Source organism: Pseudomonas sp. FW305-E2 (assembly GCF_058782925.1).
In genome coordinates this window covers 99150-125177 of sequence record NZ_JBYSYE010000004.1, presented here as the reverse complement: position 1 = coordinate 125177, position 26028 = coordinate 99150, and the positions used below count along the sequence as shown (strand labels likewise).

The following is a 26028-nucleotide window of genomic DNA, read 5'->3' as shown; positions in this document are numbered from 1 at the left end:
GCCTGCAGCCCTTTGAATACGGGCTGCGGCCTGTTGTCGCAGGGGTTGAAACCGTAACACTTTGTTGCTAAGGGAGCCGCCTTCAACTCAGTAGTAGGCGTTTTCTTTCTGGCTGTGGTCAGTCACGTCGCGCACGCCCTTCAGCTCCGGAATACGCTCGAGCAGGGTGCGCTCGATGCCTTCCTTCAGCGTGACATCGGCCTGGCCGCAACCCTGGCAGCCACCACCGAACTGCAGCACGGCAATGCCGTCATCGACCACGTCCACCAGGCTCACCTGGCCGCCATGGCTGGCCAGGCCGGGGTTGATCTCGGTCTGCAGGTAGTAGTTGATACGCTCGTTGATCGGGCTGTCTTCGTTGACCATCGGCACCTTGGCGTTTGGCGCCTTGATGGTCAGCTGGCCGCCCATGCGGTCGGTGGCGTAGTCGACCAGTGCGTCTTCCAGGAACGGTACGCTGACGGCGTCCAGGTAGGCAGTGAAGCTTTTCAGACCCACGGCGGTGTCGTCAGGCTTCTCTTCGCCCGGCTTGCAGTAGGCGATGCACGTCTCGGCGTACTGGGTGCCCGGCTGGGTGATGAAAATGCGAATGCCGATGCCGGGCGTATTCTGCTTGGAGAGCAGATCGGCCAGGTAGTCATGGGCGGCGTCGGTAATGGTTATAGCGCTCATGTAGGTTCCTCACAGACTTGCGGCCAAGTGTACGCCAACCCAGCCTTCGAACAAAGTCCTAGCAATTGACTCGGGAAAGCGCATATTCAGGGGCCGGCCCCCGTTGCGCCGCCAGCCAGGCCTGCATTCGCCGGTACAGGCCGCGCTCCAGCCACTGGTAGCTGAACCACGACATTAGTCCAATGGACGGCACGCACAGGGCAAATGTCAGGAACGGGTTCAGATGCAGGCGCTCACTGGCGAACCAACCGGCATACAGCACCAGCACATGTATCAGGTACACCGAGTACGAACAGTCGCCAAGGGCCTTGAGCAGCCGATTGCCCTGGAACAGCGGCTCCATGGCCACGAAGGCCAGGACGACCATCGCACTCGGTAACCCCCAGTGCAGCAAGCGCTGGGAAGCGTCCAGATAGTAGATCGCCATGCCCGCCACACCCAGCAACGCCAGCGGCAACCACCGCCCCTGACGGATCAGCCCGCGGCGGTACAGTACGCCGACACCAATGCCCAGCAGAAACTCGTAGATGATGCCGTTGCTGTAGAAGCGGCTGACCACGCCCATGCGCCCCAGTACCTCACTGACCAGCAACAGAGCGGCAGTCACCAGCAGCAGGTGATACCGTTGGCGTACCAGGAAGGCCAGGCCGAACAGCAGGTAGAAGAACATCTCGAAGTTCAGCGTCCAGCCCACGTTCAGGGTCGGGTACAGGCCATAGCCACCTGGGTTTTCCGCCGGGATGAACAGCAGCGACAGGAACAGGTGCCGCCAGTCAAACGCCTGATGGGGCATCCATTGGCTGAATGCCAGCAGCAACATGGCCATCAGGGCTGTGTAGAACCAGTAGGCAGGGACGATGCGCAGCGCCCGATTGAGCAAGAACTGGCGCGGTTCGATGGTTTTGTCGCGGGTCGACAGGTAGATGACCAGCCCACTGATGACGAAGAAGATGTCGACGCCTACGGCGCCACGGTCGGTGAGCAGTTGGCCGATGGGGCCGGTGGCGTGGAAGTCGAAGAAGATCTGCATGAAATGGTGGCAGACCACCACCCAGGCGGCGAACGCCCGCAGTGCCTGAAGCGAATACAGCATGGAATACCCTGCGCTTGGCGGTGCATTGAGGCCCGTATCGAGTGCAGAGGCCAGCGCCAGCCTTGAGAGCCGCGCCGTACCTGTCGTAGGAGCGGGTTCACCCGCGAAGGGCTGCAAAGCAGCCCCCAGCAATCGATCCAGACCACCTACCGTGTCCGACCGCAGGCAAATCGGAAAGGTCAGCCAACCCGATCAGAGGTTCTCGTACCGGTTCATGTCCAGCACGCCCGCCTCGACCGGTTCGGTTTCCTTGATATAGCTGTTCAGGTCATGGAAATAGCGCCAGAACGCCGGGTGACTGCGGCGCACACCCCAGCGCATGACAATGCGCTCGAACTTCGCCGCGTCATCTTTGGCGTACTCCATGTCCTCGACGAACTCCGGCACATCCTTGGTCGGGATGTTGAAGATGAAGTTCGGGTAGCTGGAGAGCACCCCCGGGTACAGGGTCAGGGTATCCAGCCCCGGCTGGTAGCGGTACGCCTCACCCAGCAAGAACGCCACGTTGCTGTGCGCGCGGTTGCGCAGCAGGCTGTACACCTGACGCTGGCCGTCCTGCCCTTCGATACGCAGCATGGTCGCCTCGGGCAACTGGTTGATCACCTTAAGCCCCGCCGCCGGGCGCGACACCAGACGGCTGAGCGACTGCTCGGCATTGCGGAATTCTTCGCTCATCTGCGGCCGTGAGCAGAACGCGCCCTGGCAGCGGTTGATCGGGTCCGGTGCGGCATTCAGGCTGCCGGTGCGCTGCAGCAGCTTCAGGCCAAAGTCGCGTTTGGGGTTGCGCGGGTCGAGCTTGATGCCACTCGGGGTGTCGGTGTCGATGTCTTCATAATCCATCCACATCTTCACCTTGCCACTGTTCTGGTACCAGTCGCCAAGGATCGCCTTGCGCTGGTCGGCCGGCATCAGGCGCAGGAAGTTGACCTCGGCGCCGTTGCGGATCAGGTCGAAGTACAGGCGCGTCTGCAACTGGTGCGAAACGTTGCCATACACATCGAAGTTGACCGCCAGCTGGTAATACGTGCGCTCGAACAACGGGTAGTCGAACAGCCACACGGTCAGCGGCACATCCCCCACCAGGCCCTTGGTCACCGATGCGCTGTCGAAGTGGCGGAAGATGCTCAGCAGCGCATTGTCGTTACCGGCCCACAGCGTCGACCATCTCGGTGCCGGCATTTCGGCATAGGCTTCACGGCGCAGTTTCTCGTAGTCGTTGCGCTTGTCACGATAGGCGTGCCACAGGCTCAGCACACTGCCCACGTCATCGATCTGACCAGGCATGGCCAGCAGCGGGGTAGCCTCGCCGCGGTACTTGGCATCGGTGATGTAGCGATCGAAGGCCGGCTCCTGGAACAGCGCCCAGAAGTTGTCGCGGATCACGTCAGTGGCAATCTGCCCGCGGCACACCGGGCCACGGATGAAGGTGCGCACGAAGTACTCGGCGTTATCCAGCATGAACTGGTAGCGCGCCACCGCCGGGATCGCCTCGAAGGTTTCAAACGGATTGGCCCGGTGGCGCGGGCCGTAGCCTGGAAGCGCGGCAGCATGCCAGTCACCGGCATAGAACAGCTGCTTCACGCGCTTGAGCTTCTGCGGCCCCATCGGGTAGGTGATGTGCGTCTTGTGCACGATCACGCCCTGCACCGGGATCAACCGGTAGTAGAAGTCCGTGCCCGGTGGGTCGTTGGGGCGGCGGGTGGCAATGATATCGACCGGCTTGCCACTTGGCGTGCGCGAGCGCACCCACTGGAAGAAGTGGCCCTGCTCGCCGCCAGCGAAATGGATGTGCGCCAAAAACAGGTGCTCGTACAGCCAGCGTCCCACCAGCGCCTCGGTGGAACCCGGGCGGTTGAGCAGTTCTTCCCACTCTGCGATCTGCCTGGCTTCGGCCGCGCTAGGCTGGATCGGCTGGTACTCCACCGGCGCACCGGCCGCCAGCCAGCGGCGCAGGGTGGCGTATTCGTCGTCGGTCAGCCCGGTCACCGCCAGCGGCATGCCCTCCTTGGGGTGTGCGCCGGCATAGGCGTCGAATTCATGGGGCAACGGGCACATGTTGTTGCGGCTCAGGCCCAGGACGATCTCTTCGGGCAGCTTGGCGTTGGGCGTAAGCGGGGTCTTGTGGCCCAACTCCAGCATGCGCGCCATCAACGCGGCCTGACCGCCCTGGTTGTCGAGCACCGAGTAGAAGCCCTTCTTGCGCCATTGCTCTTCGCTGTGTGCGTCGTAAAACAGCCGCGTGGTGGGCACCGCCTTGCTCCGCTCGCCCTGGTACACCGGGACCTTGCTGGCCCCGCGTACCGCGCCTTCAGGGCTTTCCAGCTTGAGCTGGCAGGCGGCGTCGTTGCAGGCGTGGCAGGCCACGCACTTCTCGGTGAAGATCGGTTGAATGTCCCGGGTGTAGGAAATAGCCGGGCTCGACTGGGGGGCCTGCCCGAAAACCGCGCCGCTGATGAGCAGGGCGAAGGCGCCGGCAAGGATACGATGCACCATGTGCGGAAAGTCCTGGTTCTTGAAAGCCATCACGATTTGTTGCCTGGTCGTCCTGGGTGCCTTGCGCTGCCTCCACCCGCCCAACATGAGCAGTTTTCATGCAAATGGGCGACATGCCTAAAAACCGCGCAGCTTTGTTATGATTCGGCACCTTCTGATATTCGCCCGACCAGGTAGTTCCTATGTCCGACCGCAGCGCTCGTCTCCAAGCACTCCAGAACGCACTCAAAGAGCGCATCCTGATCCTCGACGGCGGCATGGGTACTATGATCCAAAGCTACCGTCTGGAGGAACACGACTATCGTGGCACGCGTTTTGCCGATTGGCCAAGCGATGTGAAGGGTAACAACGACTTGTTGCTGCTCAGCCGCCCGGACGTGATCGCCGCCATCGAGAAGGCCTACCTGGATGCCGGTGCCGATATTCTCGAAACCAACACCTTCAACGCCACGCAGATTTCCCAGGCCGACTACGGCATGGAGTCGCTGGTTTACGAGCTGAACGTCGAAGGCGCGCGCATCGCTCGCCAGGTTGCCGATGCCAAGACCCTGGAGACGCCGGACAAGCCGCGCTTCGTTGCCGGCGTGCTCGGCCCTACCAGCCGAACCTGCTCGATTTCCCCAGACGTCAACGACCCAGGGTTTCGCAACGTCACCTTCGACGAGTTGGTAGAAAACTACATCGAGGCCACCCGCGGCCTGATCGAAGGCGGCGCCGACCTGATCCTGATCGAAACCATCTTCGACACCCTCAACGCCAAGGCGGCGATCTTCGCCGTGCAGCAAGTGTTCGAGGACGACAACGTCGAACTGCCGATCATGATCTCCGGCACCATCACCGACGCCTCCGGCCGTACCCTGTCGGGGCAGACCACCGAAGCGTTCTGGAACTCGGTGCGCCACGCCAAGCCGATTTCCGTGGGCCTGAACTGCGCCCTCGGCGCCAAGGACCTGCGCCCGTATCTGGAAGAGCTGGCCACCAAGGCCGACACCCACGTGTCCGCCCACCCCAACGCAGGCCTGCCGAACGCCTTCGGTGAGTACGACGAAACCCCGGCCGAGATGGCCGCGGTGGTCGAAGAATTCGCCGCCAGCGGTTTCCTCAACATCATCGGCGGTTGCTGCGGCACCACCCCAGGCCATATCCAGGCCATTGCCGAAGCCGTGGCCAAGTACAAGCCGCGCGAGATCCCGGAAATCGCCAAGGCCTGCCGCCTGTCGGGTCTGGAGCCGTTCACCATCGACCGCCAGTCGCTGTTCGTCAACGTCGGTGAGCGCACCAACATCACCGGTTCCGCCAAATTCGCCCGGCTGATCCGCGAAGAGAACTATACCGAAGCCCTGGAAGTCGCCCTGCAGCAAGTCGAGGCCGGCGCTCAGGTAATCGACATCAACATGGACGAAGGGATGCTCGACTCCCAGGCGGCCATGGTCCGGTTCCTCAACCTGATCGCGGGTGAGCCGGACATCTCGCGCGTACCGATCATGATCGACTCGTCCAAGTGGGAAGTGATCGAAGCCGGCCTCAAGTGCATCCAGGGCAAGGGCATCGTCAACTCCATTTCCATGAAGGAAGGCGTCGAGCAGTTCAAGCACCACGCCCGCCTGTGCAAGCGCTATGGCGCTGCCGTGGTGGTCATGGCTTTCGACGAAGTCGGCCAGGCCGACACTGCCGCGCGCAAGAAGGAAATCTGCCAGCGCAGCTATGACATCCTGGTCAACGAAGTGGGCTTCCCGCCAGAAGACATCATCTTCGACCCGAACATCTTCGCCGTCGCCACCGGTATCGAAGAACACAACAACTACGCCGTCGACTTCATCGAGGCCTGTGCCTATATCCGCGACCACCTGCCCCACGCCCTGAGCTCGGGTGGCGTGTCCAACGTGTCGTTCTCGTTCCGAGGCAACAACCCGGTGCGTGAGGCGATCCACTCGGTGTTCCTGTATCACGCGATCCAGAACGGCCTGACCATGGGTATCGTCAACGCCGGCCAGCTGGAGATCTACGACGAGATCCCGGCCCAGCTGCGTGAAAAGGTCGAGGACGTGGTGCTCAACCGCACCCCGCATGGCACCGATGCACTGCTGGCCATCGCCGACGACTACAAAGGTGGCGGCGCAACCAAGGAAGTGGAAAACGAAGAGTGGCGCTCGCTGCCGGTGGAAAAACGCCTGGAGCACGCGCTGGTCAAGGGCATCACCGCGTTCATCGTCGAAGACACCGAAGAATGCCGCCAGCAGTGCGCGCGCCCCATCGAAGTGATCGAAGGCCCGCTGATGAACGGCATGAACGTGGTCGGCGACCTGTTCGGCGCGGGCAAGATGTTCCTGCCGCAGGTGGTCAAGTCGGCCCGCGTCATGAAACAGGCCGTTGCTCACCTGATCCCCTTCATCGAAGCCGAAAAAGGCGACAAGCCGGAAGCCAAGGGCAAGATCCTGATGGCCACGGTGAAAGGCGACGTGCACGACATCGGCAAGAACATTGTCGGCGTGGTGCTGGGCTGTAACGGATACGACATCGTCGACCTTGGCGTAATGGTGCCGGCGGAGAAGATCCTGCAGACAGCCCGCGAGCAGAAGTGCGACATCATCGGCCTGTCCGGCCTGATTACCCCGTCGCTGGACGAAATGGTCCACGTTGCCCGCGAAATGCAGCGCCAGGGCTTCGAACTGCCGCTGATGATCGGTGGCGCCACCACCTCCAAGGCGCACACGGCGGTCAAGATCGAGCCCAAGTACAGCAACGACGCAGTCATCTACGTCACCGACGCCTCGCGCGCGGTCGGCGTGGCCACCCAGTTGCTGTCCAAAGAACTCAAGCCGGGCTTCGTCGAGAAGACCCGCCTGGAATACGTGGACGTGCGCGAGCGCACCGCCAACCGCAGCGCCCGCACCGAGCGCCTCAGCTACGCCCAGGCGATCGCTGCCAAGCCGCAGTACGACTGGGCCAGCTACCAGCCAGCGGTGCCCTCCTTCACCGGCGTCAAGGTGCTGGAAGACATCGATTTGCGGACCCTGGCCGAGTACATTGACTGGACCCCGTTCTTCATCTCCTGGGACCTGGCCGGCAAGTTCCCGCGCATCCTCACCGACGAGGTGGTTGGCGAGGCTGCTACGGCGCTGTACAAGGATGCCCGCGAGATGCTCGACAAGCTGATCGACGAGAAGCTGATCAGCGCCCGCGCGGTATTCGGCTTCTGGCCGGCCAACCAGGTGGCCGATGACGACATCGAAGTCTACGGCGAAGACGGCCAGGCACTGGCCACCCTGCACCATCTGCGCCAGCAGACCATCAAGCCGGACGGCAAGCCCAACTGGTCGCTGGCCGACTTCGTCGCACCGAAAGACAGCGGCGTGACCGACTACGTAGGTGGTTTTATCACCACCGCCGGCATCGGTGCCGAGGAAGTGGCCAAGGCTTACCAGGACAAGGGCGACGACTACAGCTCGATCATGGTCAAGGCCCTGGCCGACCGCCTGGCCGAAGCCTGTGCCGAATGGCTGCACGAGCAGGTGCGTAAAGAGCACTGGGGCTATGCCCGCGACGAACACCTGGACAACGAGGCGCTGATCAAGGAGCAGTACAGCGGCATCCGCCCTGCGCCGGGCTACCCGGCCTGCCCCGACCACACCGAAAAGGAAACCCTGTTCCGCCTGCTCGATGGCACCGCCATCGGTGAGACCGGGCCAAGCGGGGTGTACCTCACCGAGCACTTCGCGATGTTCCCGGCGGCGGCGGTCAGCGGCTGGTACTTCGCCCACCCGCAGGCGAAGTATTTTGCCGTAGGCAAGGTCGACAAGGACCAGATCGAACGTTACAGCGCACGCAAAGGCCAGGATATCAGCGTAAGCGAGCGCTGGCTGGCGCCTAACCTGGGGTATGACAGCTAAACGACTGCGCTGGCTTCTTCGCGGGCTCGCCCACACAGGTATGAAACAGGCCTCAAGGGCCGTGATTTACCTGTAGGAGCGGGTTTACCCGCGAAGAGGCCGGCACAGGCAACCTCACAACCATTGCCTACACTGTCCTTGATTGCCTCTGATTTCCCCAGGAGCCACCATGGACGATTCCAGCCAGGGCAAACCCCCGACCTTCTGGCAGATGCTGCACAGCATCCTCGCTGCCGCCTTCGGCGTGCAAAGCGGCAAAAACCGCGCACGCGACTTCACCCACGGCAAGGCCAGCCACTTCATTGCGTTGGGGGCGCTGTTCACCCTGGTGTTCATTGCGGTATTGATCGGCCTGGTGCAATTGGCGCTGCACCTGACCCGCTAGCCTGTGCCGGCCTCTTCGCGGGTAAACCCGCGCCTACAGCGGCCTGCGCCCAACCAGCGATGCGTGTGTAGGAGCGGGTTTACCCGCGAATACGGTCGCGGCGGCAACGGTGAACGGCGGGTGGAGATTGGCCAGCAGGCCCGGCCCTTTCGCGGGTAAACCCGCGCCTACGGCGGCCTTTCCCCAACCACCGATACGTGTGTAGGAGCGGGTTTACCCGCGAATACGGTGGCGGCGGCAACGGTGAACGGCAGGTGGTAATTGGCCAACAGGGCCGGCCCTTTCGCGGGTAAACCCGCTCCTACAGCGGTGCTGCGCCATTCTCAAGGCAGATGTTCACCGCAAAGAGACGGGCACAGGCAATACTAAAGCGCCTGCGAGATTCCCTCCCACAGGCGCCCTGCTACATCACGGTCTTGAGTTTCAAGTCACTGGTGGCTGACCCAATACACGGCAGTGACCACCACCAGAACGATCAGGCAGAGGATCGCCCAGGCATCGACGCTGCTGTCAGCTTTGCGGACCTTGGTTGAGTTTCCCATTGCATTGCCTCTTGTAGTGGTTATGGGAATGCACTTCACCACCAGCAGTTAAGACGAGCAATGCCCTTCCCTCAAGCAGGGTCATTCAATATTCGACCGGTGACGCCAGAAACGGGTAACGGTAACCGGGCGGGCGCCCTTCAGCACTGTAACGCCGAAAATCGACGCCGTAGTCATCCCTTTCCAACAGCTTCAGCCAACGCCTGGCCTTGGCCTGATCGATTTCCTGCAATACCGGAACACGGCGCTCGCGCAGGCCGTCGCGGTTCAACGCCAGCCCGTGGGCGTCATCGTGCAGCATCACCATGGCCCAACCGCCAAGGGTGAAATGCCCACCCATCAGCACGCTCAAGCGCCCATCGATACGTGCTCGCAACGCTTCGGGCGAGCTGTTGACGGCAGCGAACAGCACGTCACGACCCGCCGTGTACCCGGCCTCCTCGAACGCCTGCATGGCACCAAAAGCCATCTGGTCATTGGCCGACCACACCAGCCGGGTGGCCGGGTAACGCTCAAGCAACTGCTTCGCTTGCTCGTAGGCGCGCTGGCGGTTCCAGCCGCCGTATACCACTTGCCGCAAGCGCACCTGAGGGAAATCGGCCAAGGCGCGGCGCATGCCCTCAACGCGCAACTGCGAGGCCGGGGTGGTCTTGATCCCGGCAAAAGCCACCAGATCCACCGGCCCTGCGTCGCGAGGCAGCTGCGCGAGCATCAGGTGCAACATCTGGAAGCCTGCCTGCTCGTCGTTGCTCATCAAGGTACCCAGTGGCTCGGCATACTTGCCGGGCTGGGCCTCGATGCTGAGGCGCTGGCTGGCGGTCAGGCCATTATTGACCAGCAGCAGTTTCACCCCGGTGCCACGCGACAACCGCAGGATTTCCGGTGCCACGTACTGCTCATTGACCAGCACCAAGTAATCCGGACGCTGCGGCGCACTCAGGATCGCCCGGGCCTGGGCCAGTGCCAGGTCGGCTCGGCGCTCGCTGTATTGCACCTGCAGGGTCATGCCCAGCTCGTCCGCGGCGGCCTGCATGAAGCGGGTATAGCTGGTCCAGAATGTCTCGGTGGACAGCCCCGGGTTGAGGAACACCACCGAAGCCGGTTGCGCATTTGCCACCAGTGGCAAGGCAAGGCACAAGCTTTGGCACAGGGCCTTGAGCATGGGGTCACATCTCTGCGAAGCAAACGCCGGATTATAAACGCCTGGCGATGCTCAGCGCACAAATGGCAGTCAATCTCACATAGTCCATTTGGTTCTTTTCATATGCAAAAACATCACTTTAGCGCATAACCGCAACCTGCTATCGTTCCCCGGCTCCGTACCGGAGTGCGCGGCCGTGCGCGCGAATAGCTGCATGCCTGAGACAGGACTTTTATGTACGTATACGACGAGTACGATCAGCGGATCATCGAGGACCGCGTCAAGCAGTTCCGTGATCAGACCCGCCGCTACCTGGCCGGTGAGCTGAGCGAAGAAGAATTCCGCCCTCTGCGCCTGCAGAACGGCCTATACATCCAACGTTTCGCGCCGATGCTGCGTGTCGCGGTGCCGTACGGCCAGCTGAACGCCAACCAGGTCCGCACCCTGGCCAAGATCGCTCGCGACTATGACAAGGGCTATGCCCACATTTCCACCCGCCAGAACGTGCAGTTCAACTGGCCGGCGCTGGAAGACATCCCCGACATCCTCGCCGAGCTGGCCACCGTGCAGATGCACGCGATCCAGACCAGCGGCAACTGCCTGCGCAACACCACCACCGACCAGTTCGCCGGTGTGGCCGCAGACGAGATCGTCGACCCGCGCCCATGGTGTGAAATCGTCCGTCAGTGGACCACCTTCCACCCGGAATTCGCCTACCTGCCACGCAAGTTCAAGATCGCCATCAACGGTTCGCAGGAAGACCGCGCCGCCATCGAAGTGCACGACATTGGCCTTGAGCCCGTGCGCAACGCGGCCGGCGAACTGGGCTTCCGTGTGCTGGTCGGTGGCGGCCTGGGCCGTACCCCGGTGGTGGGCTCGTTCATCAACGAGTTCCTGCCATGGCAGGACCTGATCAGCTACCTCGACGCCATCCTGCGCGTGTACAACCGTTACGGCCGCCGTGACAACAAGTACAAGGCGCGGATCAAGATTCTGGTCAAGGCCCTTACCCCGGAAGTGTTCGCCGAAAAGGTCGAGGCCGAAATGGTCCACCTGCGTGGCGGCACCACCACCCTGACCGAAGCCGAAGTGCAACGCGTATCGCGCCACTTCGTCGACCCCGAGTACCTCGCACTCGACAACGTCGACTACACCGCCCTGGATGCCGAGCACCCAGGGTTCGCCCGCTGGCGCTCGCGCAACACCCGCGCCCACAAACGCCCGGGCTACGTGGCTGTTACCCTGTCACTCAAGCCTACCGGTGTTGCCCCGGGCGACGTGACCGACAAGCAGCTGGACGCCGTGGCCGACCTGGCCGAACGCTACAGCTTCGGCTTCCTGCGCACCTCGCACGAGCAGAACATCATCCTCGCCGACGTCGAGCAGCGCCAGCTGCACGCGCTGTGGCTTGAACTGCGCGAAGGCGGCTTCGCTACCCCGAACATCGGCCTGCTGACCGACATCATCTGCTGCCCGGGTGGCGACTACTGCTCGCTGGCAAACGCCAAGTCGATCCCGATTGCCGAGTCCATCCAGCGCCGCTTCGACGACCTGGACTACCTGTTCGACATCGGCGAAATCGACCTGAACATCTCCGGCTGCATGAACGCCTGCGGCCACCACCACGTGGGCCACATCGGCATCCTCGGCGTGGACAAGAAGGGTGAGGAGTTCTACCAGGTGTCGCTGGGCGGCAACGCCGCACGCGGCGCAAGCCTGGGCAAGATCCTTGGCCCGTCCTTCGCGCAGGATGACATGGCCGATGTGATCGAGAAGCTGATCGCCGTGTACGTCGAGCAACGTACCGAGGAAGAGCGTTTCATCGACACCTACCAGCGTATCGGCATCGACCCCTTCAAGGAACGCGTCTATGCAGCGAATCATTAAGAACAACCAGATCGTCGACGAAACCTGGCACCTGCTGCCCAAGGAAACCTCGTTCGACGAGCTGACCAACTGCGACGACTACATCGTGCCGCTGCAAATGTGGCGCGACCATGCCCATGTGCTCAAGGCTCGCGATGGCGGCCTGGGTGTATGGCTGGACAGCGACCAGGAAGCGGAGGAAATCGGTGAAGACGTGCACCACTTCCAGGTCATCGCCCTGAACTTCCCGGCATTCACCGACGGCCGCAGCTACTCCAATGCGCGCCTGCTGCGTGACCGCTACAAGTTCAAAGGCGAACTGCGCGCCATCGGCGATGTGCTGCGCGACCAGCTGTTCTTCATGGCCCGCTGCGGCTTCGACGCATTCGCCATCCGTGCCGACAAGGACCCGGAAGACGCGCTGCAAAGCCTGAAGGACTTCTCGGTGACCTACCAGGCCGCCACCGACGAACCGCTGCCGCTGTTCCGCCGCCGCTGATCGTCCCGCCCCAGCGAACAGCCCGCCTCTCGGCGGGCTGTTTCGTTCACAGGCCGTGGCGTTGAATTGCCTCTCGGCTCAATTCAAGCAAAAGCTGCCGTTTCGCGACCTCACGCGCTGCGCAGATATGCTCGACCTGGGCAAAATAGTCGCCATCGCTCAGCGTTTTCGATTGTTCGAGCAACGCCTCCAGGCGCTGCTGAAAAGGCTCGTCCAGGCGGCTGAAGCGCGCCGCCTGCTGCTCGTGCAGATAGTCCTGCCAGAAGGATCGATCTGCCAGCGCCTGAGCCAAGGCTTGTGGCGTTTCCTGCCGCAGCACCTCGCTGCGCGCGGTGTCCAGGTCTTCGCGGCCAACCCCGCTGAAACTCTCATACGAAAGATGGCTGGGCTGCACGGGAAGGTCGAGGCTATCCGCCAGCCTGACGCGATAGGTCAGGTAAACCTCAACGGGGTCGTTCGAAAAGTAATCCGCAATATGCCGCGCGGCAATTGCGTTGACTTTGTCCAGGCGGAACAACGAACGCCCCAGCCTGACCAGCGCCCGCTCCTTCTGCAACCCGGTACCGGCTGTTCCGGCCTTCGCGACCAGCGCGCCAACCTCCAGCTCGCTGAGCGTCAGCAGCAACTCGTCGCTGCAACTGCGCGGCCGGGCAACTTGCTCGAACAGGCTCGCGCGTACTTCAGCGTGCTGTTCGCAGGCTTCGAGGATATGCCACACCCGCGCCTGAAGGTCGCGCGGTTGTGCGTCGTATTCACGCAGGGCCCGTAAATCAGAGAAAAAGCGAAACAGATCCTGCGCCCCGGCTTCCTGGCTCAAGCGGTTCCAGCTCGCCAATCGCACCTCGCGCTGGGCTGGCGTGAACCCTGAAAACCAAGGGGCTGCAGCGTTCGGGATCGAAGTGGCATGAGCTGCACGTCGACGCTCAGCAGCCCCGGCCGACGCCCTGGCCAACTGCAAGCGCTGCAGGGTTTCGTCCGAGAGTGGATTGTCGTGCAGCTCCAGGCCCCGCCACAGGCGAAGCGGCACTAAAGACAACGCTTCAGGCAGCGTCTGGATCTGGTTGTCACGCATGTCCAGCAACTCCAGATTACCGTGCCTGGCCAGATCAGCGGGCAGTTCGCCCAGCCCGGTGTTGCGCAAGGACAGCCGGCGCAGCAGGGGGAAAGACGCCAAGGGTGGCAGCAAACCGACCGGGTTGCCGTTGAGCTCCAGGCGGCGCAGTTCCACAAGCTGGCTCAAACGCAGGTTATCCTCGCTGGAAAGCACGATCTGGTTGCCGCCAAGGCGCAGGTTTTTCAATTCGGTCAGTTGCTCGATACCTGCAGGAAGGCGTGTCAGCCGGTTGTTCCGCAAGTCCAGGTTGCGCACCTTGCTGAAGCGACCAAAAAAGCCCGCATCAAGGCTCGTCAGCTGCATATCGCGCAGGGTCAGGTGCGTGATGTGGTCAAAACTCACATTTTCAGGCAAAGCCGGCAGGTCACCCACCCGCTCACCCACGAGGGTCAGGTGGTAGTCACCCGCCACCTCCCCAGGGGTAAAGCGCTGCCAGCTTGCCGTAATGCGCCTGGCAACCTTGATACGACGCAGGCGGCGAACAATGTTCAGCCCTGCGTCATTTCGCCAGGCTTGCAATGCCTGCTTGAGGCTGACCTTGGCCTGTAACAGTTGGCTGACATGGTTCCACGGGTCCACCCCCCGCTGTGCCAGGTCTTGCAGGTAGACCTCCAGCTGCTCACTGCTCATCACCGGGAACACGTGGTTCAACGTGCGCCGCAGTGCCTGGCGGGTGCCTGTCAGGTGGCCACTGAGCGGGTAGCCCAAACGCCCATCGAACAACCGCACAGGAGGGCGAATCCCCTGCCCCACACGGGCCAGCCCAATCATTCGAGCCGCCGCTTCACGGTCAGCGAGTGCCTCACGCCCAAGCCGCTCACCCAGTGCGTCATCCCTCATCTGGCTAATACCAAGCAATTGTCGCTGCCGGCTGTCCAGTTGCCGTCTCAACGTCTGCAGCAACCCACCCCTGCCCGCGGCAGGCAGCTCAACGTTGACCCCAGCCGACCAGGGGGCGATGGCATCGAGCAGGCCCAGCGCGAGCTTACCGGTATCGTCATTTTCTGCCGCGGCCTGGCGCAACCCTGCGCAGGCACGGTCTAGCCGACTGTCGCGTATTGCCCAGCGTGCACGTTCCGCCAAGGCCAAGGGCACCCGGCCTGCGCCAGTCAGGCTCTCCATCTCGACACTGCTGGCCCCCTCGACGATTTCCCGTGCGCAGCGGGGGGAAAGGCCTGGGAAGTCCCGCATCACGACCCGGTCTGCTGCTTGCGGGCTGATCTGTCGCTCGTTGAAGACCTCCTCGAAAGCCTCACCTCGCAACGCCGGGAAATCACGGTGCAATTGCTGGCGCTCGATGGCGTCGAGCAAGCGTGCCGGCGGGGGCGCATTTTCCAATAACAAACGGCGCAGGCAATCAGCATCCAGACCGGTGGTCTGCAACGCCACAGATATCACCTCATCCGGCACCTGCGCCGTGCGACTGGCAAGGCGGCGCACCATGTAGGCGGCGTCATGCCAGCGCTGCGGTTGTTCGAACTCATGCACCCATCCCCCGGCACCATTGTGCTCAAGTACCGGTACGTAGGCCTGTGGCCTCGATGGGTGATGAATACGCCATGCGCCATCGTCCCCTTCGCTCACTTCATACACAGCATCGTGCAGGCGCCTCAGCGAACGGCCAGTTTCATTCACGGCCTGCCCTACCATCAGATCGACGCCCTCACGCTGATAGCCCGACAAGGACGGATCACACAGCCGCAACTGGCCATCGCCCAGGCTTACCGGCACCAAGGCATCCACCTGCGCCACTCGCTGGGCCAGCTTGCCAAGTGCCGTCGCTCCGGCCGTCGTCACCGCCGTCATCACAACCGTGTCGGCCACGTTGAACAAGTGGCCCAATGCGGCGTCACGATCACCCAACTGCCAATCCTGGTAGCCTTCGTACACCTCACCTGCCAGTTGCATCACCGTAAGCCCCAGCAGGGCCTGCCCCAACACAGGCACAAACAGCGCTGCCAGGCCTGCCACGCTCAACCCCAAATCCAGATAGCCCTGCAAACGTGCGCGACGGTCGGCGACATCTTCATCCTCTGTCGAAACGGCCAATACCCGTGCGTCATCCAGCATTTTGTCGATCCGGGCCTGGCGCAGCGCGACGAACACGTCGCCCTCGATCGCAAAACAGCGGCCATCCAGCTCAAGCGGGAGAACAGTATTACCGTGGCTGAGCAGCGCGTTCAGCGCCGCGCAGAAGGCGATGCGATCACGCTCTGCGACGAAGCGCTGGAAGTAGCGCCGATACGCTTCATTACGCAAACGTATGCCAAGGGTCATGTACAGCAGTTCCCAGCTGGTGTGCCAACTCACCGGGGCATACGGGTCCTCAGGGAACCACGCGATAACGCCAAGCAGGCGGGCGTTCTGACGCACTTCGATCACCAGTGCGCCAATGACCTCCTTCCCCAACAGCCGCAGGGTGTGACACTTCAACACGGCGTTGTCGGCTGGCTGGAAAGACGCTGTGCCCACCACCTGGTTGATCCACTGACAGGTCTGCTCATCGATTTCACCCTTGATCCTTGCGGCGATTGCAGCAAGCGCCAGGTTGGCCCTCAACGCCTCCTCCAGGGTGCTCTCGACGGCCACCCCCTCGCCTTCAAGCTTCGATTGCAAATGGCTTTGATAACGCCTGCCAATATCAATGTCTCTGCAAAGGCGGACAAAGGCTTGCGCACTTAGCGGCAGCAGGTGCCCGCTGGCAGTGACCAACTGCGACCCGGCCGCGAACCAGCCAGGCTGCATTTCCTTTTCGTGGAAGTTATGCAGTGCCGCCGAGAGAAGCGTCTGGGTGCTGACGATGCGTGTTGACGTGCTTGGTAAAGCAGGTGATATCGACGGTTTTGGCTGCAGGGTCACCAGCCTGAGCTGAGCCTGGCGCAAATCTACCTGCTTGATCGAATGGGCCTCGGGTGCACGTTTGAGCAACGACTCGGCGAACTCATCCAAGGGGGTTACAGCCCCTAACCAGGCGTCGACGTGGTCCTGCGCCCGCTGTTGGCGCAAAGCAGCGGCGCGCAGGCCTGTCAGCTCTTGGGCAGATGCGCGCTTGAGCCAGCCTGGCAGCTGACGGGCAATCAGCGCATCGATGGAGTCGGCGGGTATTACTGAAGGGGTCATGGGCAGCCTCAACGCTTGATAAAAAAGCGCTAGCTGAACAAGGTTCCAGTCCCCTCGGGCCCTATTTATGTAGTGAATGCACAGCTTGAAAATGTATTTGTGACTACAGGTCAAATGACTTTGGCGCCATGGCGGCTTATTCGCTGCCGTTCAAACCTGCACACTGGCCATCACATGATCCTCACCCTATTCAGGAGCAACCCCATGAGCGTTCCTTCTTTCGGCCTCGGCACCTTCCGCCTCTCCGGCCAAACCGTCATCGACTCGGTCAAGTCTGCCCTGGCAGTCGGCTACCGCGTCATCGATACCGCCCAGATCTACAAGAACGAAGCCGAAGTGGGCCAGGCCATCGCCGAAAGCGGCGTGCCGCGCAGCGAGCTGTTCATCACCACCAAGATCTGGGTCGACAACTACGCCGCCGACAAGCTGATCCCCAGCCTGCGTGACAGCTTGCAGAAGCTGCGCACCGACTACGTCGACCTGCTGCTGATCCACTGGCCAGCGCCGGGCAATGGCGTAGAACTGCCCGAGTACATGAAGGCCCTGGCCGACGCCAAGCAGCAAGGCCTGGCTCGCCAGATCGGCATTTCCAACTTCAACATCGAGCTGACCAGGCAAGCCATTGCCGTGGTCGGCAAAGGGGAAATCGCCACCAACCAGATCGAGCTCAGCCCCTACCTGCAGAACAGCAAGTTGACCGCGTTCCTCAAGGAACAAGGGATCACCGTGACCTCGTACATGACCCTGGCCTACGGCAAAGTGCTGAAAGACCCGGTGCTGGCCCAGATCGCCGCCAAGCACAAGGCTACCGTCGCCCAGGTTGCCCTGGCCTGGGCCTTGCAATTGGGCTATGCCGTGATCCCGTCGTCGACCAAGCGTGAAAACCTGGCCAGCAACCTGCTTGCCCGTGGCCTGACGCTGGACAGCGACGACATGGCACGCATCGCCAAGCTGGAGCGCAATGGCCGCGAGGTCAGCCCTGACGGCCTGGCGCCAACCTGGGACTGACACTGATGACTGCTCAAACAATGAGACCCGGCCGCGTGCTCTTCGCGTTGGCCATTGGCGCCTTTGGCATCGGCACTACCGAGTTCACCCCGATGGGGCTACTGCCAGTCATCGCCCAGGGCGTGGAGGTGAGCATCCCCAGCGCCGGCATGCTGATCACCGCCTATGCCATTGGCGTGATGGTCGGCGCACCGATCATGACCTTGCTGTTCAGCCGCTTTGGGAAGCGCGCTGCGCTGATGGCGCTGATGGCCATCTTCACCCTTGGCAACCTGCTGTCGTCACTGTCGCCGGACTACTACACCCTGCTCGCTTCGCGGCTGGTCACCAGCCTCAACCATGGTGCGTTCTTCGGCCTGGGAGCCGTGGTGGCAGCCAGCGTGGTGCCCAAGGAGAAACAGGCCAGCGCCGTGGCCACCATGTTCATGGGCCTGACCATCGCCAACATCGGCGGCGTGCCGGCCGCCACCTGGATTGGCCAGCAGATCGGCTGGCGCATGGCATTTGCCGGTACCGCCGTACTTGGCCTGCTGGCCATGGCCGCGCTGTGGTACGCCCTGCCCAAGGGTGAACGCGGCAGCGTGCCGCATGTGCGCAAGGAACTGGCGGTCATTGCCCGCCCCAGCGTGCTGCTGGCAATGGCCACCACCGTGCTCGGTGCCGGCGCCATGTTCACCTTGTACACCTACGTGGCGCCGGTGCTGGCCGAACTGACCGGTGCCTCGGACAGCTTCGTAACCTTGGCGCTGGTACTGATCGGCGTTGGCTTCACCCTTGGCAACAGCCTGGGTGGCCGCCTGGCCGACTGGTCACTGGACGGCTCGGCGAAAATCTTCCTCGCCGTGCTGGCGCTGATCATGCTGGCGATGCCCCTGGTACTGGGTAGCCACATCGGCGCTGCCATCGCCCTGCTGGTCTGGGGCATGTTCACCTTCGCCGTGGTACCGCCGCTGCAAATGCGTGTAATGACTGCCGCCATCGAGGCGCCGGGCCTGGCATCTTCGATCAACGTGGGGGCGTTCAACCTGGGTAACGCCGTGGGCGCGGCGCTGGGTGGTGCGGTTATCAGCCTGAACCTGGGCTACGCCGCCGTGCCAATGGCCGGAGGTGTGCTGGCGGCTGCGGGGCTGTTGCTGGTATGGCTGGGCGGCCGCCACAAGGCCGCCGGAAAGACCGCAGCCGATATGGCCTGAAGGCAACCACCTGCAGGAGCGGCCCACCGCGATACAAGGCCGCTTCTGCACACGGGCCGCACCTGACGCCTGCGACGCACCGTTCCTCACTGCAATGATGAAATGCCGGGCGATTGCGTGCGCTTGTCAGGCTGTGCGCACGGGTGCCCGAAACGCGACATTGGCTGCCCGTTCGGCGTGAGACAGGCAACCTCGGCACTGGATAACCTGCTGCGGCGACGCCTTGCTCCCTTGCCATAGAAGAACCTTGCCCATGACGACTTCCGCCGCCTCCGTAGCCGCCGCCACGCCTGCCGACCAGCCTCAGGGCTTTGTCGTGCGCATCGTCGGTGCTGCTGCATTCGCCCACCTGCTCAACGACCTGATTCAAGCCGTACTGCCGTCGATCTACCCCATGCTGAAAAGCGATTTCGCGCTGAGCTTCGCCCAGATCGGCTGGATCGCCTTGGTGTATCAGGTGACCGCTTCCCTGCTGCAACCTTGGGTCGGCATGTTCACCGACAAGCACCCACAACCCTACCTGCTGCCTGCCGGCATGGTGGTGACGCTGGTGGGCATCGCCCTGCTCGCCTTTGCCGGCAGCTATGAAATGCTGCTGGTGGCCGCCGCCGTGGTCGGCGTGGGTTCGGCCACCTTTCACCCAGAGGCCTCGCGGGTCGCCAGGATGGCTTCCGGCGGGCGCTTCGGGACCGCGCAATCAACCTTCCAGGTCGGCGGTAATACCGGCTCGGCCCTCGGCCCACTGCTCACCGCTGCCATCATCATTCCGCACGGCCAACCGGCCATTGCCTGGTTCATGCTGGCCGCTGCGCTGGCCGTTCTGGTGCTGCTGCGGGTGACGGGCTGGAGCGTGCGCCACGGCCAGGCCCGGCTCAAGCGCTTCGCGGGCCAACAGGCCCCCGGCCTGTCGCGGGGTGCCATGTGGCGCGCTGTGGTGGTGATCGCCGTGCTGATGTTCGCCAAGTTCGTCTACATCGCTTCGTTCACCAACTTCTTCACCTTCTACCTGATCGAGCATTTCGGCCTGAGTGTGCAGCACAGCCAGCTGTACCTGTTCGTGTTCCTCGCAGCCGTTGCGCTGGGCACCTTTGCCGGGGGCCCGGTGGGTGATCGCATCGGGCGCAAGGCCGTGATCTGGGTCTCGTTCCTCGGCGTGGCGCCCTTCGCCCTGGCCCTGCCCCATGCCAACCTCGCCTGGACAGCCGTACTGGCGGTGGCCATCGGCCTGGTGATGTCCTCGGCATTCGCTGCCCTGGTGGTGTATGCCCAGGAGGCGGTGCCAGGCCGGGTCGGCATGGTTTCGGGGGTGATGTTCGGGCTGATGTTCGGCATCAGCGGCGTGGGTGCAGCCGGCCTGGGCACACTGGCCGACCGGCATGGCATCGAATGGGTGTACCAAGCCATCGCGTTCCTGCCGCTGCTCGGGTTGGCCACCGCCTTGCTACCGGCCACCCGCTCGCGGGCCCGCCCTGGCCGTTGCTGCTAAAGTGGCGCTGCCAGGCTGCTTCGATACGAGGTCACGATGGTAAAGCCGCAGCGTGAATTGCTGGTGGAGGTCGATGAGTGGACCTGGGAAGTGGGTAGCCGTGCGACAGACTACCCAAGCGACTGGTTCATCGAGCCCCATAGCCATACCAAGCATCAACTGATCTATGCCATCAAAGGCCTGATGATCGTCGAGTCCGGAAACGAATGCTGGACGGTGCCACCCAGCCGCGGTGTGTGGATGCCTTGCGGCCAGGTGCACGCCATTCGCTGTGTCGGCGACGTGAAGATGCGCAGTGTGTTCGTGCGCATCGACGCGGCAACCGGCCTGCCCCTGCAGAGCAAGGCCATCAGCATCTCGCCCTTGCTCAGCGAACTGATCAAGGCCTCGGTGGGGTTCACCGCACCGTTTGCCGAGGACTCGCGCGAAGCCCGGGTCATGCGCCTGATCCTCGACGAAATCTGCGTACTGCCGACCTTGCCGCTGAAGCTGTCGCAACCCAGAGACCAGCGCCTGCGGGTGATCTGCACGGCATTGCATGAACGGCCCGACGATAACGCCACCGTTGCCGACTGGGGCGTGCGACTGGGGGTGGACGAAAAGACCATCCAGCGGTTGTTCCGCAAGGAAACCGGCATGACCTTCGGCCAGTGGCGTCAGCAGGCGCGGCTGATGCAGGCACTGGAGCGAATTGCCCTGGGCGAGCGAATCATCGATGTGGCGGGGGCCTTGGGCTATGACAGCCCAAGTGCCTTCGCCAGCATGTTCAAACGCCAGTTCGGTACCACGCCCAGCCAGTTCTTCAGATAACCTGAAGTCCACGCATTTGCCGGCACTGGCCCGCCGCATACGGGCTGTCCGCTGACGGCTCGCCCTGCCTGTTCTTGCACAGCATCCCCGCCAAGCCGTATACAGTACCCCTACAACAATGCCCGCAAAGGAGCCCGGCACATGACCGTGACGCTGTCCCCCCTGCAGATCGACTGCGATTTCGACTCCGGCAACATACAGGTACTGGATGCCAGCAACCCGGCCCAGGTACACCTGGCCATTCGCCCGGACACCCACAGCGGCCACTACCAGTGGTTCCACTTCAAGGTCAGCGGGCTCACACCGGGGCAGGTCCATCGCTTCAGCCTGGACAACGCTTCTGGCTCCTCGTACAAGAACGCGTGGAGCGGCTACAACGCTGTGGCCAGCTACGACCAGCAGCGCTGGTTCCGCGTGCCCAGCCAGTTCGACGGTACGGCGCTATCGTTCGAGGTCAAGGCTGAACAGGACCAGATCTGGTTCGCCTATTTCGAGCCCTACCCGCGTGCCCGCCACAACCAGCTGATCGAACGCGCCCGCCAACTCCAGGGGGTCGAGTTGCTGGCCAGCGGCCGCAGTATCCAGGGCCGCGATATCCCGCTGCTGCGGGCAGGCGACGGTGCCGAAGGCAAGCGCAAGCTGTGGCTGATTGCCCAGCAGCACCCGGGCGAGCACATGGCCGAATGGTTCATGGAAGGCGTGATCGACCGCCTGCAGGCCAACGACGCAGTGGTCCAGCAATTGCTGGCCAAGGCCGACCTTTACCTGATCCCCAACATGAACCCCGACGGCGCCTTCCTCGGCCACCTGCGCACCAACTTCAAAGGCAAGGACCTCAACCGCGCCTGGCAGGACGCCAGCGTCGAATTCAGCCCGGAAGTGTTCTTTGCACAGGCGCAGATGAAGCAGTACGGTGTGGATGCCTTCATCGACGTGCACGGTGACGAAGAGATCCCGCACGTGTTCACGGCCGCATGCGAGGGCAACCCCGGTTACACCCCTCGGCTGGCCAAGCTCGAAGAGCAGTTCCGTACCACCTTGTGCAGCCTGACTCGCGACTTCCAGACGGTGCATGGCTATACCCGTGACGAGCCCGGACAGGCGAACACGACGCTGGCCTGCAACGCGGTGGGCATGGCCCATGACTGCCTGTCACTGACGCTGGAGATGCCGTTCAAGGACCATGACGACGCGCCCGATGCAGTTGCCGGGTGGTCGGGAGCGCGCTCGAAGGCACTGGCCGGCGCGGTGCTGGAGACCCTGGCAAGCATGGTAGGCGATTTGCGCTGAACCTCGTCTTGCGCAGCCCCTGCAGGAGCAGCCCGTCGCGACACGCGGCGGCTCCTTCGGGGGTATTGACCGCCGTTCAGAACTGCACATCCAGTATCACACTGTCGGTATAGGTCGCAGCCGGCGGTGTCGCCTGATCGGTATAGACCTTGGCGTTGTAGTTGAACACCTGGCTACCCGTGCCGGTACCCACGCCGGGGTTGATGTCGGCATCCGTACTGGAACGCCTGGCAGCCCCGGACGCCCCCCAGCGCACGGTACCGGCACTTTTGAAAATGTCATAGGCCAGGTAGTTGTTGGCCGAAGACTTCATCCGCCGCCGCCCACCGGACACGTTCTGCCCGTCACCCAGCCCTACCGTGTAGCTACTGCCCTTGGTGCATGACACGTTTATGCCCTGGCTCACCGTGCCGAACCCCGCCACCACCGGCGCACTGGCGAAGCTGATGTCGGGGGTGGTGATCTGGCAATCGTTGGTCACCGTCAGGCTCACGTTCAAGACCTGGCTACCCGAGCCGATGTCACGCCCAAGGCATATCCCCAACGCGCCAATCCCCGAGCAATAATCCCAGCTCCAGGCCACGGTCAGGGCCTCTTGATACAACCCGGCCGCGACATTGCTGCCAATCTGGGTGCGCATGTAGATCGGCACCGCCTTGGGCGTGGTACCGCCGAGCAGCCCCAGCAAGTCGAGGATACCGTTGCGGGCGAAGTCGTAGGCCACACCCCGGGTAATCGGGTAGCGGGTGGTGTTGTCGGCATAGAGCGTGTAGGGAATGACATCGCCTGTCGGGCCGACCAGCCCGCCCGAAGCGGGCGTGATCGTGGCGTAGAAATGATCACCGCTGCTGAGCACGGTCAGTAGCGAACCGGTGCACTGCAACCCGGAGTTGAGGCTGGAAGCCGTCTGTACCGTGTTGCGAACCTGCGTAGAATTAAGGCTGCCAAACGCTGCCGGCAACGTGGCCACCGACGAGCAAAGCGCCAAGGCCGTGCCGCTCGGCAACAGCAGCACGCTCGCCACCAGGCCCCGCCGCCAGGCATTCATCGGCACACCAACGGACCAATCAAAGGGACCGAGCCTTGCGCGTCAGGCAGGTCGAACGCCACTTCGCAATGCCCACCCCCTTCAAGCGCCACCTGAAGGCGGTTATGCAACGACAGGTTCTCCAGGTACACCAACCCGTCCCACCCCACCACCGCCTGGGTGCCACTCTCTGCGTGGGTAACACGGCTACCCAGTTTGAGCACCTGCTGGTTGCCATCCACCAATTCAACACTGGCCGCCATGACGCGCTTGAGGGGGAATTCCAGCAAGTAGCCACTGCCCCGTCGTACCGCCACACGCTGCTCAACGTCCGGCGCGAGGACATCCGGTGGTAGGTTCATGGGATCGATCTCGTACTTACCCCGGTAGTAACCGCTGCTGTAAGGCACCAGCAAGTGCCCCTTGGCATCGGTACGGCCGATTTCCTGGTTTTCATAACGCACCGGCACATCCGCGTAACCTGCGGTACTGACCACCACGAAGGCATCATCGATACGGTTGGCGGCGAACACGCCGGCATCCATCCACACCAGAGAACCACTGGCGTCGGCCCAGCGGGTCATCTCGCCGCTGCTGCCATACACACCGGCCTGCAATTGCACCGATTGCAGGCGCCAGGTAACGTCGGCCTGGCGATAGGCATCACGGTCGCTGCCTGCGGCATACCCAAGGTTGTAACCGACGCCGACACCCGCTGGCACCGCACGGCTGTAGTTGACCCGTTGCAGGGTCTCGCCTTCATTGCTGCGTTCCATGCTCAGCGCCAGGGTGCCGTGCAGGTCGAACGGGATCACCAGCTGCGCCTGCACCGCCCACTGGCTGTCCCCCACTTCACGGTTGGCCGACAGGTACACACTGCTGCTGCCCCACAGCGGCTTGCTGTAGCTCAGGTTGATCAACCGGGTACGCGTACCGTCACCGGCGCGCACGTCGAAGTAACCAGCGCCAATGCTGCCGTACGCGTTCAGGTTGACACTGAGGGTAACCTGTTCGCTGCTTTTGCTCAGTTGCATGTCCGGGGAGTCCACCCGGCTCAGGTCGGCATAGTCGCCGTGGCGTTGCAGGCGCTGGTAACCGAAGCCGATGCGCTGGCTGTTGTACTGGTAGCCAAGGGCGACCTGGTGGCCTTTGTCGCCTTCGAACCGGCTTTGCGCCAAGGCAGCGTTGAGCACGCCGAAATTGCCCACGCGCATGTTGCCACCCAGCCCTCCCAGCATCAGCGACTCCGCCGTTTCGGCGTGGGTTTCCAGGGTGAACATGTCACTGAGCCCATAGCGCAGGCTGCCCGAGGCGATACCCGGCCCATAGCTGAAATCGCGTACACCGTAATCACGGCGCAGGCTGCCGGCGGCCACCGAGTAGTCCGACAGGCCCTTCTGCAGCAGGCTGCTGGTGACATAGAACGGCAAGGTGGTCGACACCTGCCGGCCAAGGGCATCCGTGGTGACCACCACCGCCTCCCCGGCCCCGTTGATGAACGGCACGTTGGTCAGGGTGTATGGGCCTGGCTGCAGTTCGGTGGTGCTGGACTTGAAACCGTTGATGAACAGGTCGAGCGACGTGGGCACCGCCGCTTCGCCGGCGAACGCAGGCAACGGGTAAGTGACAAGATCAGGACGCGCCGCGAAGTCGCGTGACAGCTGCACCCCACCCACTCGCACCGAACTGCTCCAGGGCAACGCACCCGTCACGAAGTCACCGGCTTCGTAGGTCAGCAGGCGCTGCTCGTCGGTAAAGCGCCAGGTGGTGTCGTAACGCATGAAACCTCGGCGCGTATCGTCCGCCTGTGCGCCATTGAAAGACTGACGCCACTGCCCGGTGCTGGAAAAGGTACCCCAGCTGTCGAACAGCCGCAGCTCGTTCCAGGCAGCCAGGTAGGTGCCGCCTTCATCGGTGTCGTTGAGATACAGGTCGTAGTTGAACAAGGCACCAAAACTGCTGCGCGCATCACTGGCCGGGTAAAGGTTGCGATCACCCACCTGCTGGTCAGGCAACCAGGCCGGCGGCACCTGCAGCAGCAGGCGCTGGTTCTGACTGTCGTAATCGGTATGCAGCCCCGCAATGCTGTCCAGGGCCACCTCCCCCTGGGGGTTGCCCGGCAGCGAAACGCCGGCTGCACGCAATAGTTCGCTGTCCAGGTACAACCGCCCGGCCCGCTGCTGCACCGGTATCAGTTCAACCCTGGGCATCTGGTTCACCACCAGATCGAGGTAAAGGGTGGCCTCGGCGATGGCGGACATCTCCGTGGGCGGTGGGGGCAAGTCGTCGGCCAGCACCAGCGCGGGGCTGACCATGACCAGCCCCAGGCACCAGCGGCACGTCGTCGCCGGGAGCCACTTCACACACGGTTTCCAACCATTGCCGGGTCCTCCTTGGCC

The 26028-nt window shown here is 62.9% G+C and carries 16 protein-coding genes; 9 read left to right on the top strand and 7 right to left on the bottom strand.

Annotation, left to right across the window (positions count from 1 at the left end; genetic code table 11):
* Positions 1-87 precede the first annotated feature (87 nt).
* The 3 genes from nfuA to AC3WLP_RS05685 all read right to left on the bottom strand — a co-directional run bounded on the left by nfuA (position 88) and on the right by AC3WLP_RS05685 (position 4258).
* Entirely contained in the window at positions 88-672 is a 585-nt protein-coding gene (gene nfuA, locus AC3WLP_RS05695) for a Fe-S biogenesis protein NfuA (protein ID WP_003250416.1), read from the bottom strand.
* Between the two features lie 58 nt (positions 673-730).
* On the bottom strand, positions 731-1765 hold the full coding sequence (locus tag AC3WLP_RS05690) for an acyltransferase family protein (protein WP_088512891.1): 1035 nt from the start codon (positions 1763-1765) through the stop codon (positions 731-733).
* A 192-nt stretch (positions 1766-1957) separates the two neighbouring features.
* A complete protein-coding gene (locus AC3WLP_RS05685) occupies positions 1958-4258 on the bottom strand; it encodes a fatty acid cis/trans isomerase (protein WP_047604101.1) in 2301 nt (766 codons plus the stop codon).
* A 182-nt stretch (positions 4259-4440) separates the two neighbouring features.
* Between AC3WLP_RS05685 and metH the strand changes: the two genes are divergently transcribed.
* Both metH and AC3WLP_RS05675 read left to right on the top strand, forming a co-directional pair.
* Positions 4441-8148, top strand: coding sequence for a methionine synthase (gene metH / locus AC3WLP_RS05680; RefSeq protein ID WP_004573789.1), 3708 nt, complete (start codon positions 4441-4443; stop codon positions 8146-8148).
* Positions 8149-8317: 169 nt separating this feature from the next.
* Complete coding sequence (locus AC3WLP_RS05675) at positions 8318-8533, top strand: DUF2970 domain-containing protein (protein WP_004573790.1); 216 nt, start codon at positions 8318-8320, stop codon at positions 8531-8533.
* A 627-nt stretch (positions 8534-9160) separates the two neighbouring features.
* Here AC3WLP_RS05675 and AC3WLP_RS05670 read toward each other — a convergent pair.
* Positions 9161-10237: an ABC transporter substrate-binding protein gene (locus AC3WLP_RS05670; RefSeq protein ID WP_088512892.1), complete on the bottom strand. Its 1077-nt coding sequence runs from the start codon at positions 10235-10237 to the stop codon at positions 9161-9163.
* A 213-nt stretch (positions 10238-10450) separates the two neighbouring features.
* Between AC3WLP_RS05670 and AC3WLP_RS05665 the strand changes: the two genes are divergently transcribed.
* A complete protein-coding gene (locus AC3WLP_RS05665; protein ID WP_012052949.1) occupies positions 10451-12103 on the top strand; it encodes a nitrite/sulfite reductase in 1653 nt (550 codons plus the stop codon).
* Positions 12087-12581, top strand: coding sequence for a DUF934 domain-containing protein (locus AC3WLP_RS05660; protein WP_003250391.1), 495 nt, complete (start codon positions 12087-12089; stop codon positions 12579-12581). Before AC3WLP_RS05665 ends, AC3WLP_RS05660 begins: the two co-directional genes overlap by 17 nt.
* A gap of 46 nt (positions 12582-12627) precedes the next feature.
* Here AC3WLP_RS05660 and AC3WLP_RS05655 read toward each other — a convergent pair whose 3' ends face one another.
* Positions 12628-16815 (bottom strand): NEL-type E3 ubiquitin ligase domain-containing protein, encoded by a 4188-nt coding sequence (locus AC3WLP_RS05655; RefSeq protein ID WP_088512893.1) that lies wholly within the window; start codon positions 16813-16815, stop codon positions 12628-12630.
* A gap of 204 nt (positions 16816-17019) precedes the next feature.
* Between AC3WLP_RS05655 and dkgB the strand changes: the two genes are divergently transcribed.
* The 5 genes from dkgB (at position 17020) to AC3WLP_RS05630 (ending at position 22602) form a co-directional block, all read left to right on the top strand.
* The gene (dkgB, locus tag AC3WLP_RS05650; protein WP_012052951.1) at positions 17020-17823 is read left to right on the top strand and encodes a 2,5-didehydrogluconate reductase DkgB; all 804 of its coding nucleotides are present in this window, start codon (positions 17020-17022) and stop codon (positions 17821-17823) included.
* Positions 17824-17843: 20 nt separating this feature from the next.
* Complete coding sequence (locus AC3WLP_RS05645) at positions 17844-19016, top strand: MFS transporter (protein WP_088512894.1); 1173 nt, start codon at positions 17844-17846, stop codon at positions 19014-19016.
* A gap of 253 nt (positions 19017-19269) precedes the next feature.
* Positions 19270-20502 (top strand): MFS transporter, encoded by a 1233-nt coding sequence (locus AC3WLP_RS05640; RefSeq protein WP_012052953.1) that lies wholly within the window; start codon positions 19270-19272, stop codon positions 20500-20502.
* A gap of 36 nt (positions 20503-20538) precedes the next feature.
* Entirely contained in the window at positions 20539-21312 is a 774-nt protein-coding gene (locus AC3WLP_RS05635; protein WP_012052954.1) for an AraC family transcriptional regulator, read from the top strand.
* Positions 21313-21453: 141 nt separating this feature from the next.
* The gene (locus AC3WLP_RS05630; RefSeq protein ID WP_088512895.1) at positions 21454-22602 is read left to right on the top strand and encodes a M14 family metallopeptidase; all 1149 of its coding nucleotides are present in this window, start codon (positions 21454-21456) and stop codon (positions 22600-22602) included.
* A 76-nt stretch (positions 22603-22678) separates the two neighbouring features.
* On the opposite strand, the gene AC3WLP_RS05625 is transcribed toward AC3WLP_RS05630, so the two are convergent.
* Both AC3WLP_RS05625 and AC3WLP_RS05620 read right to left on the bottom strand, forming a co-directional pair.
* Positions 22679-23650, bottom strand: a complete 972-nt coding sequence (locus tag AC3WLP_RS05625) for a Csu type fimbrial protein (RefSeq protein ID WP_012052956.1) — start codon at positions 23648-23650, stop codon at positions 22679-22681.
* Entirely contained in the window at positions 23647-25944 is a 2298-nt protein-coding gene (locus AC3WLP_RS05620) for a fimbria/pilus outer membrane usher protein (RefSeq protein WP_088512933.1), read from the bottom strand. Before AC3WLP_RS05620 ends, AC3WLP_RS05625 begins: the two co-directional genes overlap by 4 nt.
* Between the last annotated feature and the right edge of the window lie 84 nt (positions 25945-26028).